Source organism: Thermosynechococcus sp. GLH187, from assembly GCF_031583395.1.
GTDB lineage: Bacteria > Cyanobacteriota > Cyanobacteriia > Thermosynechococcales > Thermosynechococcaceae > Thermosynechococcus.
Window position 1 is genome coordinate 1,277,215 of sequence record NZ_CP134175.1, and the last position, 13,520, is coordinate 1,290,734.

The 13,520-nt window shown below is 54.3% G+C and carries 21 protein-coding genes and 1 tRNA gene; 5 read left to right on the forward strand and 17 right to left on the reverse strand.

The features are described from left to right. The first annotated feature begins 152 nt into the window (after positions 1-152). Both RHI63_RS06065 and RHI63_RS06070 read left to right on the forward strand, forming a co-directional pair. Positions 153-299, forward strand: a complete 147-nt coding sequence (locus RHI63_RS06065) for a hypothetical protein (protein WP_206201493.1) — start codon at positions 153-155, stop codon at positions 297-299. Then, positions 292-843, forward strand: coding sequence for an RNA-guided endonuclease TnpB family protein (locus RHI63_RS06070; RefSeq protein ID WP_225901703.1), 552 nt, complete (start codon positions 292-294; stop codon positions 841-843). Before RHI63_RS06065 ends, RHI63_RS06070 begins: the two co-directional genes overlap by 8 nt. 130 nt (positions 844-973) lie before the next feature. Here RHI63_RS06070 and RHI63_RS06075 read toward each other — a convergent pair whose 3' ends face one another. Next, positions 974-2,125 carry a cysteine desulfurase family protein gene (locus tag RHI63_RS06075; RefSeq protein WP_206201495.1) on the reverse strand — a complete coding sequence of 384 codons (1,152 nt, stop codon included), beginning with the start codon at positions 2,123-2,125 and terminating at the stop codon, positions 974-976. A gap of 125 nt (positions 2,126-2,250) precedes the next feature. On the opposite strand from RHI63_RS06075, the gene RHI63_RS06080 reads away from it, so the two are divergent. Together RHI63_RS06080 and RHI63_RS06085 are read left to right on the forward strand one after the other, a co-directional pair. Continuing rightward, positions 2,251-2,323 (forward strand) — tRNA-Ile (locus tag RHI63_RS06080). A gap of 77 nt (positions 2,324-2,400) precedes the next feature. After that, a complete protein-coding gene (locus RHI63_RS06085) occupies positions 2,401-2,772 on the forward strand; it encodes a ferredoxin-thioredoxin reductase catalytic domain-containing protein (RefSeq protein WP_206201496.1) in 372 nt (123 codons plus the stop codon). Here the strand turns inward: RHI63_RS06085 and RHI63_RS06090 are convergent. Further along, positions 2,769-3,026, reverse strand: a complete 258-nt coding sequence (locus RHI63_RS06090; RefSeq protein ID WP_206201497.1) for a spore coat U domain-containing protein — start codon at positions 3,024-3,026, stop codon at positions 2,769-2,771. The genes RHI63_RS06085 and RHI63_RS06090 overlap by 4 nt on opposite strands. A gap of 222 nt (positions 3,027-3,248) precedes the next feature. Here RHI63_RS06090 and RHI63_RS06095 point away from each other — a divergent pair, with 222 nt between their 5' ends. Beyond that, positions 3,249-4,583 carry an MFS transporter gene (locus RHI63_RS06095; protein WP_302679105.1) on the forward strand — a complete coding sequence of 445 codons (1,335 nt, stop codon included), beginning with the start codon at positions 3,249-3,251 and terminating at the stop codon, positions 4,581-4,583. Here the strand turns inward: RHI63_RS06095 and aguB are convergent. Genes aguB through rplO form a run of 15 tightly spaced genes read right to left on the reverse strand, consistent with a single transcriptional unit; the run spans position 4,580 to position 13,517 of the window. Continuing rightward, positions 4,580-5,437 (reverse strand): N-carbamoylputrescine amidase, encoded by an 858-nt coding sequence (gene aguB / locus RHI63_RS06100; protein WP_206201499.1) that lies wholly within the window; start codon positions 5,435-5,437, stop codon positions 4,580-4,582. The two genes, RHI63_RS06095 and aguB, sit on opposite strands and share 4 nt — an antisense overlap. Further along, positions 5,434-6,459, reverse strand: coding sequence for an agmatine deiminase family protein (locus RHI63_RS06105; RefSeq protein ID WP_206201500.1), 1,026 nt, complete (start codon positions 6,457-6,459; stop codon positions 5,434-5,436). The genes aguB and RHI63_RS06105 overlap by 4 nt, the downstream gene beginning before the upstream one ends. 9 nt (positions 6,460-6,468) lie before the next feature. Beyond that, positions 6,469-6,744 carry a 50S ribosomal protein L31 gene (rpmE, locus tag RHI63_RS06110; protein WP_149817874.1) on the reverse strand — a complete coding sequence of 92 codons (276 nt, stop codon included), beginning with the start codon at positions 6,742-6,744 and terminating at the stop codon, positions 6,469-6,471. A gap of 39 nt (positions 6,745-6,783) precedes the next feature. Beyond that, on the reverse strand, positions 6,784-7,197 hold the full coding sequence (gene rpsI / locus RHI63_RS06115; RefSeq protein WP_149817876.1) for a 30S ribosomal protein S9: 414 nt from the start codon (positions 7,195-7,197) through the stop codon (positions 6,784-6,786). Between the two features lies 1 nt (position 7,198). Beyond that, on the reverse strand, positions 7,199-7,657 hold the full coding sequence (gene rplM / locus RHI63_RS06120; protein ID WP_206201501.1) for a 50S ribosomal protein L13: 459 nt from the start codon (positions 7,655-7,657) through the stop codon (positions 7,199-7,201). A 16-nt stretch (positions 7,658-7,673) separates the two neighbouring features. After that, entirely contained in the window at positions 7,674-8,528 is an 855-nt protein-coding gene (gene truA / locus RHI63_RS06125) for a tRNA pseudouridine(38-40) synthase TruA (protein WP_206201502.1), read from the reverse strand. Between the two features lie 6 nt (positions 8,529-8,534). Further along, on the reverse strand, positions 8,535-8,885 hold the full coding sequence (gene rplQ / locus RHI63_RS06130) for a 50S ribosomal protein L17 (protein WP_206201503.1): 351 nt from the start codon (positions 8,883-8,885) through the stop codon (positions 8,535-8,537). A gap of 22 nt (positions 8,886-8,907) precedes the next feature. Beyond that, positions 8,908-9,873: a DNA-directed RNA polymerase subunit alpha gene (locus tag RHI63_RS06135; protein WP_206201504.1), complete on the reverse strand. Its 966-nt coding sequence runs from the start codon at positions 9,871-9,873 to the stop codon at positions 8,908-8,910. A 29-nt stretch (positions 9,874-9,902) separates the two neighbouring features. After that, positions 9,903-10,295 (reverse strand): 30S ribosomal protein S11, encoded by a 393-nt coding sequence (rpsK, locus tag RHI63_RS06140; protein WP_011055959.1) that lies wholly within the window; start codon positions 10,293-10,295, stop codon positions 9,903-9,905. 42 nt (positions 10,296-10,337) lie between these two features. Beyond that, positions 10,338-10,718 carry a 30S ribosomal protein S13 gene (gene rpsM, locus RHI63_RS06145; protein ID WP_024125578.1) on the reverse strand — a complete coding sequence of 127 codons (381 nt, stop codon included), beginning with the start codon at positions 10,716-10,718 and terminating at the stop codon, positions 10,338-10,340. Between the two features lie 33 nt (positions 10,719-10,751). Next, positions 10,752-10,865, reverse strand: a complete 114-nt coding sequence (rpmJ, locus tag RHI63_RS06150; protein WP_011055957.1) for a 50S ribosomal protein L36 — start codon at positions 10,863-10,865, stop codon at positions 10,752-10,754. A gap of 60 nt (positions 10,866-10,925) precedes the next feature. Then, positions 10,926-11,150 carry a translation initiation factor IF-1 gene (gene infA, locus RHI63_RS06155; RefSeq protein ID WP_011055956.1) on the reverse strand — a complete coding sequence of 75 codons (225 nt, stop codon included), beginning with the start codon at positions 11,148-11,150 and terminating at the stop codon, positions 10,926-10,928. Beyond that, positions 11,143-11,730, reverse strand: a complete 588-nt coding sequence (locus tag RHI63_RS06160) for an adenylate kinase (protein ID WP_206201505.1) — start codon at positions 11,728-11,730, stop codon at positions 11,143-11,145. Before RHI63_RS06160 ends, infA begins: the two co-directional genes overlap by 8 nt. Further along, positions 11,730-13,040, reverse strand: a complete 1,311-nt coding sequence (gene secY, locus RHI63_RS06165) for a preprotein translocase subunit SecY (RefSeq protein ID WP_206201506.1) — start codon at positions 13,038-13,040, stop codon at positions 11,730-11,732. Before secY ends, RHI63_RS06160 begins: the two co-directional genes overlap by 1 nt. Positions 13,041-13,052: 12 nt before the next feature. Continuing rightward, a complete protein-coding gene (gene rplO, locus RHI63_RS06170; protein WP_206201507.1) occupies positions 13,053-13,517 on the reverse strand; it encodes a 50S ribosomal protein L15 in 465 nt (154 codons plus the stop codon). Between the last annotated feature and the right edge of the window lie 3 nt (positions 13,518-13,520).

Below are 13,520 nucleotides of genomic sequence, written 5' to 3' on the forward strand. Positions count from 1 at the left end.
CCCTGACGTACGAGTACAGGCTAAAACTAACCCAGCAGCAGGCCAAGCAGATCGACTACGATCTAGACGTGTGTCGCCAAGTTTGAAATGATGCGCTGAGGGAGCGCAAAGACTGGATTGCTTCGCGCAAATGTCCAGTCAATGCCTGCTCTGTGCCTAGCGAGTACATCATCCCAGCGGATGCCCCCTACCCCAGCTTCAACGTGCAGTGTCAACGATTCACCCAAGCAAAGCAGTTCAACCCTGATTTAGCGTCGGTTAACGCCCAAGCATCAGCAAGTCTTGAAGCGGGTGGTTAGCCTCGATGTTGGCTTGGAATACTTTCTCTCCACCTCGGACGGACTTCAACTAGCACGGCCTAGGTTTTTCGTAGAGATGCAACGCAAGCTTCAATTGCTGCAACGCAGACTGAAGCGGAAACAGATTGGGTCAGCCAACTGGAAGAAGATTCAACGCAAGGTGGCGAAGCTGCATGAACAGATTGCCCGCACCCGCAGGGACTGTCACTTCAAGGTTGCCCACCAACTTTGCGACGGGGCTGATGTGATTGTGGTGGAGGATTTGAATCTGATTGGCCTCAGTCGTGGGACGCTGGGCAAGCACATGCTGGATGCGGGTCATGGGCCATTCCTGAACTCGGTGTTGCCTTGGGTGGCCTGCAAGCGTGGCAAGGTGGTTGTCAAGGAGAAAGCAGCGGGCACCTCTCAAGAGTGTCCCAACTGTGGCGAAGCAGTCCGCAAAACGCTATCAATCCGTTGGCATGAGTGCCCCTGTGGCTGTTCAATGCCTAGGGATATTGCCGCTGCGGAATCGATTGATAGGCGGTGGGGCGCACCGTCTTGAAAATGCCCCTGGAGAGGTTCTGGCGGGGATGACTTTCGGGTCATCTAGTCAAGACTCTGTGAACGGGGAATCTCCTGCTATACGCGTTGGCCTAAGCCTGCCGTTAGGCATAGCGTTACCGGGATGAGCGTCAACTCTGGTGGCGTAGTTGTTGAATGCTGTGGTGAATCTGCTGAAGCGCTAAATCAATCTCGGTCTCTGTGGTGGTACGTAATAAACCAAATCGCAGCGAAGCATGAGCAAGGGTGGGCGATCGCCCCAAGGCAAGCAGAACGTGAGACGGTGTTGGTTTGTCGCTACTACAGGCTGCCCCCGTTGAGAGGGCAACATGGGGATAAATCGACTGTAGGAGGGCATTGCCCTCAACCCCACCAATACTGACATTGAGACAGTTGGGTAAACTCTGTTGCCAATCACCATTGAGATAAATGTCTCCAAGGGAGGCTAAGCCCTGCCACAGCCGTTCTTTCAGGTGCCGCAGATGGGGAATATCCGTGGCTTGACGTTCCTGAGCGAGTCGTACTGCTACCCCAAAGCCGACAATGAGGGGAGTGGCCAAGGTTCCGGATCGCCAGCCCTGTTCTTGACTGCCACCATGAAGTTGAGGCGCAAGTTGGACGCGGGGGCGATCGCGCCGCACATAGAGGGCACCAATGCCCTTTGGTCCGTAGAGTTTATGGGCAGTCAGGGACATGAGATCCACCTGAAGCGCCTGAACATCCAAGGGAATTTTGCCCAAGGCTTGAGCGGCATCGGTGTGGAAGAGTACCCCGCGATCGCGACAGCGGCGACCAATCTCGGCCAAGGGTTGGAGCACCCCAATTTCATTATTCGCGGCCATCACGGATACCAAGATGGTCTCATGGGTAAAGGCTTGCTCTAACTCCGCCAGATCAATGAACCCTTTCTCATTCACCCCCAGATAGGTCACCCGAAAGCCAAGGGACTCCAAATAGCGACAGGGAGCGAGCACTGCATTGTGTTCTGTCTGCACGGTAATGATATGGCGACCGCGACTGTAGTAGGCTTCAGCCACCCCCTTGATTGCCAAGTTGTCTGCTTCAGTGGCACCACTGGTGAAAATGATTTCTTCGGGATGGGCATGGATGGCTGCGGCAATCGTTTCACGGGCAAGATCAATGGCGGCGGCGGCCTCCCAACCGTAGGCATGGGCACGATTACTGGCATTGCCGGGGCGATCGCTAAAATAGGGCAACATGGCTGCCAGTACTTGGGGATCCACCGGTGTGGTTGCCAGTCCATCTAAGTAAATTGGCTTCATCCCCAGTCTTCTTGAAACCCCTTCTCCTTTAGCCTAGCAAGGAACCCCGCACTCAATGGCCATTCAGACCATCTGGCGGTAGAAAGCGCCAAGTGGGACTATATTGAAAAGTGATAGGCATTTTCCCAGGGTTGGCCGAGCGGATGAGGCAGCGAACTCATAATTCGCCATAGGCTGGTTCAACTCCAGCACCCTGGATCTTTTAATCCAGTCAACGCCGATCCAGCGATCGCCTTCCGCTAAACTGAAAGAAGTTTCGTGTCGCAAATTTTGCCATGAGTAGCACCTATAAACCGCAACAGGCCTCCGACAAAAATCTTGAAGCCATGCGCAAGTTTGCGGAAACCTATGCTAAGCGCACAGGAACCTACTTTTGCTCAGATTTGGGGACAACGGCGGTTGTTCTGGAAGGATTGGCCAAGCATAAAGACGACTATGGCTCTCCCCTGTGTCCCTGCCGCCACTATGAAGACAAAGAAGCAGAGGTAGAAGCGGCCTACTGGAACTGCCCCTGTGTGCCCATGCGCGAACGGCGGGAGTGTCACTGCCTTCTCTTTTTAACTCCGGATCATCCCTTTGCGGGTACAGCTCAGGAGATTTCCTTTGAACAAATTCGCGAGGAAACCAATCGCTTTACGGTTTCTTAGTATTCCAGTGTCACTACAATCGTATCGCTGTAGATGCCCGCAGGCACAAACTGCCGGGTGGGGATGCGACCAAAAATTTCAAGGGTTGTAGGGGCATGATTCACAGGCACTAAGGTACGCAAACTGCTCCCACGGGTACCATCCCCCCAGATTTGGGTGCGAGCGGCATCAATGTAAAGGTTGTAGTCAAGGCGCCCCCTGCCAGAGGTCATTTGTCGAGGGGTAAAACGACCGGCATTGCCAGTAGGCGCCAAAGTTTAGGCCAGTCACGCTGTTAATGGTGCAGTTTGCAAAAGTAACTGTCGGTAGAGCTAGGCCGCTGGCGATCGCGAGCAGGATACTGAGATGTAGCTGCACCACTCACAGGTATTTAAGAACAACCTACGCCAATCCAATCATAGTTCATCCGTGATTTCCCTTGGCAGACATCCCCCTAGGGGGGATATAGTAAACGCGTGGGTTCTGAGGTGGCCACCATGACCTTTCAACTTCCTCCCCTGTTGCAGTGCCTACGGAATCGAGCCTTTGCCGGTCTCTATACGGCGCAAACGATCAATCTGATTGGGGATGCGTTCACATGGCTCGGCTTAGCACTCCTTGCTTTTGAGTTAGCAGGAGAGAATTCAGGACTGTGGCTCTCAACTGCCTTAACTCTGCGGGTCACCATTTTTGTGCTATTGGCTCCTATTGCTGGTGTCTTAGCAGATCGATTGGATCGCAAGGGATTGATGGTGACTACCCATCTTGTGCGGATGGTTTTGGTATCCTTCTTGCCGTTTGTTACTGACGGCTGGCAACTGTATCTCGTAGTGGCTTTGCTGAGTGGCTTTCACGCCCTTTTTACCCCAACCTACACGGCCACATTACCCTTGATTACGACGGCTGAAGAGTGCCCACCGGCGATCGCCCTCTCGAATGCCACGTACCAACTCCTGAGTGTTTTAGGCCCAGCCCTCGCAGGTAGTGTTGCGGCGTTATGCAGTACCCGTTCAGTGTTCTTTTTGGATGCTTTGACCTTTTTGGTTGCAGCGGTGTTGATTGCTGGGCTGCCCACTGCTTTGATCGTACCTAGAGCAGGATCAGTCCCCCCCCGTAGCGGATTTCTTGAGGAGCTAAGTGTTGGTAGTCAGTGCCTTTGGTGGGATGCAGCAATTCGCTATGGATTACTACTGCAATTGGTGGCGGCGATCGCTGGCGCGGAAATTTTGGTGAATACCGTCGGCTATGTTCAGGGCACGCTACAGGCAGGAAGTCAGGCCTACGGCTCAATCATGGCGGCATTTGGTGTGGGTGCTACTTTGGCTGCGGTGATTTGGGGTTCTTCCTGTCGCAGGATGAGTGCAGTGGTGGTGATGGCCCTAGGGGGGATACTGACGGTGCTGCCGCTGTTGGCTGCCTATGGTGCCAATGTCCCTACCCTCGCTCTGTTGTGGGCGATCGCGGGTATCGGTAAAACCCTCGTCAATGTGCCTATGCAGACGGTAATTGCTGAGAGAGTGGCCGTGGACTTGCAGGGTCGGGTTTATGGCGCTCAGTTTGCTTGGAGTCATCTTTGGTGGGTCTTGGCCTATCCCCTAGCGGGATGGTTCGGCAGTCAGTTTCCAGCCCAACATTTTTTCTATACTGGCCTCAGTAGCATGGTGCTTTTCATCGCTTTTGTGGTGTTGACCCAACCGTGGCACCTGCGGCATCTCCCCGCTGGTTTTTGGCACACTCATCCCCATGAGCACGACAGCGAGCATGATCATTGCCATCGGCTACAGGCTCATCAGCACCTACACTTTCATCTCCAGCCAAGCCACGGCAATTAACTAACACCATCCGCAGTCAACAGGGCTTTGTAGAGGCCGGGTCGGCGATCGCGAAAGAAGCCATAGGCCGCCCGTAGGTGCTCAATTTCCTCTAAATCAAATTCATGGACAAGCACTGCTTCTTGGGTGCGATCAGCCTCGGCCACCAGATCTCCCCTTGGATTAGCAATAAATGAACTGCCATAGAATAGTTGTCCCCCCTCATCACCCACACGGTTGGCTGCCACCACTGGAATCACATTTGCCACTGCATGACCAACCATCACCCGCTGCCACGGGTCTTTGGTGTCCAGTGTGGGATCGTGGGGTTCACTACCAATGGCAGTGGGATACACGAGCACTTCTGCTCCCATCAGGGTCATCACCCGTGCAGCCTCTGGAAACCACTGATCCCAGCAGATGCCGACACCGATTTTGCCGTAGCGGGTACGCCAGACTCGAAAGCCTGTATTGCCGGGGCGGAAGTAAAACTTTTCCTCATAGCCGGGGCCATCGGGAATATGACTTTTGCGATAGACACCGAGGTTGACACCCCCCGCATCAATCATGGCCACACTGTTGTAATAGACGGTGCCCGCCTTTTCAAAAAAGGACACTGGAATCACCACCGCCAGTTCCCGCGCCAAGGCCTCAAAGTGAGCAATTGTTGGGTGGTTTTTCACGGGGTGTGCCCGCTGAAAGTGACTCTCCCGCTCTTCCTTACAAAAATAGTGACCTTCAAATAGCTCTGGCAGGACAATGACCTGTGCCCCCTGCTGATGCGCCTGCCGCACTAGATCACTGAGGTGCAGAATATTGGTCTCAACATCATCGGTCAGTTGAGCTTGAATGGCAGCAACGGTCAGTGTTCTCATAGTTCCTGCTGAGTAATGCAATGGAAGGCGCCTCCCCCTTCTAAAATCGTCCGTGCGGGAAGGCCAACAGTTTTGCGACTGGGAAAGAGCTTGGCGATCGCCTCAACCGCTTTGGCATCCGCTTCGACACCATAGGTGGGGACGACAACGGTGGTATTGGCAATATAAAAATTCACGTAGCTAGCGGGTAAAATCTCCCCCTTTCGACTCGTCACCCGCCCCGGCGAAGGCACTGGGATCACCTCTAGGGAGCGCCCCTTGGCATCCGTTAGCGTTTGCAACTGCTCATAAATCGTCAGCAGGACATCGTAGTTCGGATCCTCAGGGCTGTCGGGCAGCATACAAACCACGGTTGCTGGAGCCACAAAACGCACCAGCGTATCGATGTGACCATCGGTGTGATCGTTGGCCAGTCCCGATTCAATCCAGAGGATTTTGCTCACGCCAAGGGCGGGCTTGAGGCGGGCTTCCACTTCTGCGCTGTCTAAATAGGGATTGCGGTTGGGGTTGAGGAGGCACTGGCGGGTGGTGAGGCAGGTTCCTTCGCCATCCACTTCGATCGCCCCCCCCTCCAAGAATAACGGCATCGCCCCATAGGGGAGGCCGATGGCTAGAGCAAGGCGCACAGCCAAGTCACTATCGCCGGGAAGTTGATACTTCTTGCCCCAACCATTAAAGGGCAAACAGAGGAGTCGGCGCTCCCCTGCCTCATTGATTAAGCCCACAGGAGCGGTATCCCGCAGCCAAATGTCACCAAAGGGGAGCTGATAAAACTGTGGATTCAGATCCCCGAGATAAGAACGAGCAGTGGCTTCTCCCACCTCATCTAGCACCAGAATCTTCAGTTGCTCCCCGCGGCACTGACCTGTTACGGGATCGGGGTCAGCGATCGCGCGACACAGGGCAGTAAATTCTAAACGCACCTGCGGTAATAGTTCTCCCCACAAATCCTCGTGACTGGGGAAAGCTAACCAACAGGCGCGATGGGGCAGCCACTCAGCCGGCTGAAAAAAGGGGGACATGAAGAGCGATTAGCCCTTTTTGTTGGTTTTGGGTGCAGGTTTAGCGGCAGCTTTTTTCCCTTTAGCAGTTTGCTGGGGTTTGGCACCGCTGTATTTCCGGCGGAAGCGTTCCACCCGCCCTTCAGCGTCAACGATTTTCTGAGTACCCGTGAAGAAGGGATGGTTGCCTGACCAGATATCCACGTGCAGTTCGGGTTTCGTGGAACCCACGGTCATCACTACTTCACCGTCACAATAGACTTTGGCTTCGGGATACCACTGGGGATGAATGTTCGGTTTTGGCATAGGCGTCTCACCACAAACGAGAAGTAAAAGACGAAAATCCTAACGTTTTGAGTATTGGGGGGCTTTGCGGGCTTTGCGCAGACCGTATTTACGCCGCTCCTTGGCACGGGGATCGCGGGTGAGATAGCCTTCCGTTTTCAGCGGCTTGCGGTTTTCGATGTCCAGTTGACACAGGGCGCGGGCAATCCCTAAACGAATGGCATCTGCTTGCCCCGTCAAACCACCCCCCGTGGCATTGACATAAATATCATAGCTACTTTCAAGGCCAAGGGTTTCAAGGGGGGCTTTCACCAAGTTGAGATAGGTGGGGTTGTTTTGCAGGTAGTCAGCCCCATTGCGGCCATTGATCAACAGTTGACCGCTACCGGGGATCAGGCGCACCCGTGCCACCGCCGACTTACGGCGACCGGTTCCCAAATAAACTACCCGCTTAGACTGATCAGCAATCTGCATGTTAGGCTCCCGGAATCGTGTTAATGGTCAAAGGCTGGGGTTTTTGCGCTTGGTGGGGATGCTCTGGCCCAGCATAAACTTTCAGCTTGGTAAAGAGTTTACGGCCAAGGGAATTTTTCGGCAGCATCCCTTTGACAGCATGCTCAATAATCCGCTCGGGAATGCGGGCTTGCAGTTGATCAAAGGTTTCAATTTTCATGCCGCCGGGGCGTCCCGAGTGACGACGGTAGAGTTTTTGGGAGCGTTTTCTGCCGGTGACGGTGACTTTCTCGGCATTGATGACAATCACAAAGTCACCCGTGTCCATGTGGGGGGTGTAAATGGCTTTGTTTTTACCCCTGAGAATACGGGCAATTGCTGCGGCTAGCCGACCCAAGCGTTGATCAGCGGCATCAATGACATACCACTGGGGAGCAAGGTCATCCACGGCGGGCAGTGGTGTCTTTACGGTACTGGTCATCACAAACTCCATGATTCTATGCAATGGACAATTCAGGGCTAATGGAGGCTAACTGAAACTGGGGCATCGCCTCGGTGCACAGGGCAAGGGGGAAAGGCGATTCAGGATAACCCACCCCCAATAGACAAAGGCCTACAGGGGGGGCAGCATACTTGACGAGGTGGCGTTGCTCCTGCTGCCAAATTTCCGTAAAACTGGCGGGCGATCGCTGGCCTTGCCCCACCTGTACCAAGAGTCCCACCAACAGGCGCATCATGCCGTAGAGAAACCCCGAAGCTTGCACCTCAATTTCCACAAGGGCACCGCGCCGCTGGCAGCTCACCGCCTGCACCTCCACCCAAGAATGGGCACGATTCGAGCCCGAACGGTGAAAGGCACTGAGGTGATGCCGCCCCAATAATGGCTGAAGCACGGCTGCCATTTTTTCCACATCTAAGGGGGCATAGTAGTAGTGCCATGTCCAAGGGCGCAGAAAGATATTGGGGCAGGGATCGGTATAGAGGGTATAGCGATAGCGACGCCACAGCGCCGAGAAACGGGCATGCCAGTGATCGGGCACCACCGCCGCCGCACGAATCACCACATCGGCAGGCAAGCGAGCATTGAGAATCCCCGGCCAACGATGAACGGGAATGGGCGAGTTGACCGTGACGTGAGCCACTTGACCAGCAGCATGAACCCCTGTATCGGTGCGACCGGCTGCGACAACAGAGACGGGATGATTGACAACACTGGCGATCGCCTGCTCAATCACCTCCTGTACTGTGCGCTGTCCCACCTGCCGTTGCCAGCCGTGGAAATGGGTGCCCTGGTACTGAATAAGCAGTGCCAAGCGTTGGCCGCTCTGAGGAGGTGCGATCGCCGTCATCATTGCCTGCTACACCAGTTCAATGACCGCCAATTCGGCATTATCACCTCGCCGCCGCACACTGCGGATAATGCGGGTATAGCCACCCTTGCGATCGCCATAGCGCTCTGGAGCTTGGGCAAACAGAGCATGCACCAGTTGCTTATCGTAGAGATAGCCAAGGGCACGCCGCCGTGCCGCCAAGGAGCCATCCTTTGCCAAGGTGATCATCCGCTCCGCCTCTGCGCGTACCGCCTTTGCCCGCGCTTTGGTGGTGGTAATGCGGCCATGGCGAATCAATTCAGTGGTCAGTGCCCGCAGCAGTGCTTTTCGTTGATCGGCTGGCAGTCCTAGCTGGGGAACCCGACGTTGGTGACGCATAGACAAACCTCATTCAATCTCTCTAGTTACGGGCAGCTTTTTGGGGCGGTAGCGTAATGCCCAAGTGTTTTTGCAGTGCTTCGATCACTTCCTCGGCAGACTTTTGACCGAAGTTTTTGATCTCCAGTAGCTCTTCTTGGGAATACTCAAGGAGGTCAGCGACCGTATTGACTTGGGCACGCTTGAGACAGTTGTAGGCACGCACCGACAAATTGAGTTGCTCAATGGGAATTTGTCCCGTTTCGTCATGCTCATCGGTGGTGGTGGCCTCAGAGGTGTGCAGGGGCACTTCTTTCAAGGGGCTAAAGAGATCCACGAGAATCGTTGCCGCCTGATTGAGGGCATCTTGGGGGGTCAAGCTGCCATTCGTCCAGATTTCCAGTTTTAGATAGTCTTGGAGCTGGCGATCGCCCTCTGCACCCGCACTGCGCACCGAATCAACGGTATAGTTGACCCGCCGCACGGGCATAAAGACCGCATCCAATTGCAGATAGTCCAAGGCAAGGCGATCGTCCCGTACCCGCTCCACTGAGCGATAGCCGCGATCCTGTTCAATCTTGAATTCCATCTCCAAGGTTGCCCCCGGCATCAGCGTGGCAATATAGTGGTTGGGGTTGACCACTTCCACTTCAGAGCCAAGTTGCACCATGCCAGCAGTAACCGTCAATGGCTCATTCTCAGGGGCTTGGGCAAAAAGGCGACCCATTTGGGGTTCTGAGGTGTGGCTGCGAATCACCAACTGCTTCATTTGCAGCAAAATGTCCATGACATCTTCGCGCACACCGGGAATTGTTGAAAACTCATGATTCACACCGGCAATGCGCACCGCTGTCACAGCACTACCGGGTAAGTTGGCAAGAAGAACCCGCCGCAGGGCATTCCCCACCGTAATCCCTTGACCGGGGGCGAGGGGGTACAGCGCAAATTGGCCGTACTGCCCTTGATCCTCCTCAACCCGTGTTTCCAAACATTCAATTTGATATGCCATAACTGTGCTCCCAAGTGACCCAAACGAACCTAAACCCGCCGCCGTTTGGGGGGACGGCAACCATTGTGGGGAATGGGGGTCACATCCCGAATGAGGGTAATTTCTAGACCTGCGGCTTGCAACGCCCGAATCGCTGTCTCGCGACCGGAACCGGGACCACTCACCATGACCTCAATTTGCCGCATTCCCTGATCAATGGCACGGCGAGCTGCATTATCAGCAGCAGTTTGAGCTGCAAAGGGTGTGCCTTTTTTGGCACCTTTGAAACCACTGGAGCCAGCGGAGGCCCAAGCAATCACCTCACCATTGGGGTCGGTAATTGAGACAATCGTGTTATTAAATGTGGACTGAATGTGGGCAACGCCACTGGGGACATTGCGCTTTTGCTTACGAGGGCCAGAGCGTTTTGCAGAGGGTGCCATAATCTATCCAAACCGTGAATCAGGTAGCAGGAGCGGAAAAATTTATTTCTTAGCAGCGGGTTTTTTCTTACCCGCCACAGTGCGGCGACCACCACGACGGGTGCGCGCATTGGTACGGGTGCGCTGACCACGAACCGGCAATCCAAGGCGATGCCGCCGCCCGCGGTAGCAGCCAATGTCCATGAGCCGCTTGATATTCATGGCCTCGAGACGGCGCAGATCCCCTTCCACTTGGTACTCGTCAATCGCAGCCCGCAGTGCCGCAATATCGGCATCCGTCAAATCGCGAGTGCGGGTATCTGGGTTAACACCCGTTTTTGCCAAAATTTCCTTGGAGCGGGTCAAGCCGATGCCATAGATGTAGGTGAGGGCAATTTCAATGCGTTTGTCGCGGGGTAAATCAACACCAGCAATACGAGCCATGAATCTAGTTCCTATGTGTGCAACAACAGTGGGTTACCCTTGGCGCTGCTTGTGCTTCGGATTGGTGCAGATCACCATGACCCGACCACGTCGCCGAATGACGCGGCATTTTTCACAAATACGCCGTACCGATGCTCTTACTTTCATATCAGTTGCTCATGTAGTCGCAAATTTTATATCTTAGCAGAGTGGCCAACAAAGATCAAACTACTTTTTGCGCAGGCGATAGGTAATCCGCCCCTTGGTCAGGTCATAGGGGGTCAATTCAACCTTCACGCGATCGCCCGGCAAAATTTTGATGTAGTTGCGGCGAATCTTACCGGAAATATGGGCAAGGACATTAAAGCCATTGTCCAGATCCACCCGAAACATGGCGTTGGGCAATGACTCGGTCACTGTCCCTTCAATTTCAATAGCATCCTGTTTAGACACGGTTCACCTCCCCAATACGTGCTTGAATGGCAGCAGTTACCTCTTCGATCGTACGTGTTCCATCAATGTGCACAAACTTGGGATGACTCATGTACTGTTGAATCATCGGTAGGGTTTCCCGCTCATAGACCTGTACCCGCTTGAGGATGGTTTCAGGGGTATCATCGGAGCGCTGCTGACCATTGGCCGCTTGCTGAGCACGCTTGAGGGCGCGTTCCTGGAGAATCGCAGCAGGCACATCTAAGAAGAGCAAGTAATCATAGTCTTGGTGAATGCTTTTGAGCATCTCCTCAAAGACTGCTGCTTGTACCACATTGCGGGGAAAACCGTCCAAAAGCCAACCCGCAGCCGTATCTGGCTGTTGCAAGCGATTGGCCACCATATCCACAATCACCTGATCCGGTACCAGTTCACCGCGATCCATGTAGCTTTGAGCCTGTTGACCGAGGGGGGTGCCCGCAGCTCGCTCTGCCCGCAGAATATCCCCTGTAGAAATATGGGGAATCCCCAAAAGTGTGGTCAGAATTGCTGCCTGTGTCCCTTTGCCCGAACCAGGGCCGCCAAACAAAATTAAGCGCATTACTGCTTCACCATCCCCTCATAACGTTGTGAAATCACATAGGTTTGAATCTGTTTTGAGGTGTCAATGGCCACCCCCACCAAGATCAACAGGGAGGTCGCCCCCAGGCCTTGAAATGTTGTTACTTTGGTTGCACTTTCGACTGCCGTGGGAATAATCGCCACCAGACCCAAAAAGATCGCCCCTAGGAATGTCAGGCGGTTGAGAACCCGCTCTAGGTAATCAGAGGTGGCTTTCCCCGGTCGAATTCCCGGAATACTAGCGCCCATCTTTTTCAGGTTTTGGGACATATCCACAGGGTTAACAATCAAAGAAGCGTAAAAGTAGCTAAAGAAGAGAATCAAGAGCAAGTAGAAAATCACATATGCCCATGGGGTAGGACCTGCGGGGGAAACATAGCTGGCCAGTCGTGCCACGAGTTCGTTGCGGGTAAACTGCGCCAAGGTGGAAGGCAGAATGAGTACCGCTGAGGCAAAGATAATTGGCATCACCCCCCCTTGGTTTAAGCGCAGGGGCAGGTAACTGGTTTGCTCGCGGTAGAGTTTGCGCCCCACTTGGCGACGTGCCGAAACAATGGGGATGCGGCGAGTCCCCTCTTGCACAAAGACAATGCCGACAATCATGGCCAAAAAGACGGCCACCAAAATAACGATGCCGCCAATATTGCCCCCACTTTCGGCGAGGGCGATCGTCTGACCCACTGAGGCAGGCAAGTAGGCAACAATGCTCAAAAAGATCAAGAGTGAGGCTCCATTACCCACGCCCCGCTCAGTAATCAATTCCGAAATCCACATCACCACCATTGAGCCAGCGGTCAGGCCAAGGACAATTTCAGCAACAAACCACGCCCCCGGATGCAAAGCCGCACCGGGAATGGAACTGACAAAAATGGCAATGCCAAAACTTTGCAGAACTGCCCAGCCCACAGCCACGTAGCGAGTAATTTGGGAAATTTTGCGGCGGCCGGCTTCTCCCTCATCCTTTTGCAGCCGCTCCAAGGAGGGGAGAGCAGCAGTCAGCAATTGCATGATGATGGAGGCGTTAATATAGGGCAGAATGCCGAGGGCAAAAATCCCAAGGGCAGAGAGGCCACCGCCTGAAAAGATGTCGAGGAAGCGAATCACGGCATTATCTTGGACGCTCTGGGCAAAAACGGCGCGATCGATCCCCGGAATGGGTAGATAAATCCCCAGCCGTACCAAGATCAATAGCCCAATGGTGATCAGGAGTCGACCCCGCAGACCAGCCGCTTGAGCCATCTGCATAAAGGTTTCTTGGGCAGTGGGTGCCTTGCCGCGATTCACAATCATATTGGGGTTCCTCTATTCACTGTCGGCAGCAACGGAGGTCTCCACACATACCCCACCAGCAGCTTCAATCTTGCTGCGGGCACTGCCACTAAAGGCAGCGGCATGAACCTCTAGCTTGACGTTTAGCTCACCATCCCCCAGCACTTTGAGGGGATATTTGGCGGTGGTGAGAATGCCAGTCTCAAGGAGAGACTCAACCGTCACTACACTATTGGCGGGTAGGGTATTGAGACGACCCACGTTGATCGTAGTGTAAACCTTCCGGTTGACGAGGGGAAAGTGCTTGAGTTTGGGGAGACGACGGTAGAGGGGGTTTTGACCGCCTTCAAAGCCGGGACGGGTAGGGCGACCAGAACGGGATTTTTGCCCGCGCATCCCAAAGCCACCACTTGCCCCTTGACCTGCGGCAATGCCCCGACCAATCCGCCGTTTGCGTCGTCGCGATCCCGCTTGGGGGTGCAGATCTTGAAACCGCATGGA

Bases quoted from the DNA above. Each gene is read 5' to 3' on its own strand.
- RHI63_RS06160 (WP_206201505.1), bottom strand. From the start codon at position 11,730: ATGCGCTTAATTTTGTTTGGCGGCCCTGGTTCGGGCAAAGGGACACAG.
- rplM (WP_206201501.1), bottom strand. From the start codon at position 7,657: ATGACCAGTACCGTAAAGACACCACTGCCCGCCGTGGATGACCTTGCT.
- aguB (WP_206201499.1), bottom strand. From the start codon at position 5,437: ATGAGAACACTGACCGTTGCTGCCATTCAAGCTCAACTGACCGATGAT.
- rpsM (WP_024125578.1), bottom strand. From the start codon at position 10,718: ATGGCTCGTATTGCTGGTGTTGATTTACCCCGCGACAAACGCATTGAA.
- RHI63_RS06075 (WP_206201495.1), bottom strand. From the start codon at position 2,125: ATGAAGCCAATTTACTTAGATGGACTGGCAACCACACCGGTGGATCCC.
- rpsK (WP_011055959.1), bottom strand. From the start codon at position 10,295: ATGGCACCCTCTGCAAAACGCTCTGGCCCTCGTAAGCAAAAGCGCAAT.
- rplO (WP_206201507.1), bottom strand. From the start codon at position 13,517: ATGCGGTTTCAAGATCTGCACCCCCAAGCGGGATCGCGACGACGCAAA.
- RHI63_RS06135 (WP_206201504.1), bottom strand. From the start codon at position 9,873: ATGGCATATCAAATTGAATGTTTGGAAACACGGGTTGAGGAGGATCAA.
- RHI63_RS06085 (WP_206201496.1), top strand. From the start codon at position 2,401: ATGAGTAGCACCTATAAACCGCAACAGGCCTCCGACAAAAATCTTGAA.
- secY (WP_206201506.1), bottom strand. From the start codon at position 13,040: ATGATTGTGAATCGCGGCAAGGCACCCACTGCCCAAGAAACCTTTATG.
- truA (WP_206201502.1), bottom strand. From the start codon at position 8,528: ATGATGACGGCGATCGCACCTCCTCAGAGCGGCCAACGCTTGGCACTG.
- rpmE (WP_149817874.1), bottom strand. From the start codon at position 6,744: ATGCCAAAACCGAACATTCATCCCCAGTGGTATCCCGAAGCCAAAGTC.
- rpsI (WP_149817876.1), bottom strand. From the start codon at position 7,197: ATGCAGATTGCTGATCAGTCTAAGCGGGTAGTTTATTTGGGAACCGGT.
- RHI63_RS06095 (WP_302679105.1), top strand. From the start codon at position 3,249: ATGACCTTTCAACTTCCTCCCCTGTTGCAGTGCCTACGGAATCGAGCC.
- rplQ (WP_206201503.1), bottom strand. From the start codon at position 8,885: ATGCGTCACCAACGTCGGGTTCCCCAGCTAGGACTGCCAGCCGATCAA.
- rpmJ (WP_011055957.1), bottom strand. From the start codon at position 10,865: ATGAAAGTAAGAGCATCGGTACGGCGTATTTGTGAAAAATGCCGCGTC.
- RHI63_RS06105 (WP_206201500.1), bottom strand. From the start codon at position 6,459: ATGTCCCCCTTTTTTCAGCCGGCTGAGTGGCTGCCCCATCGCGCCTGT.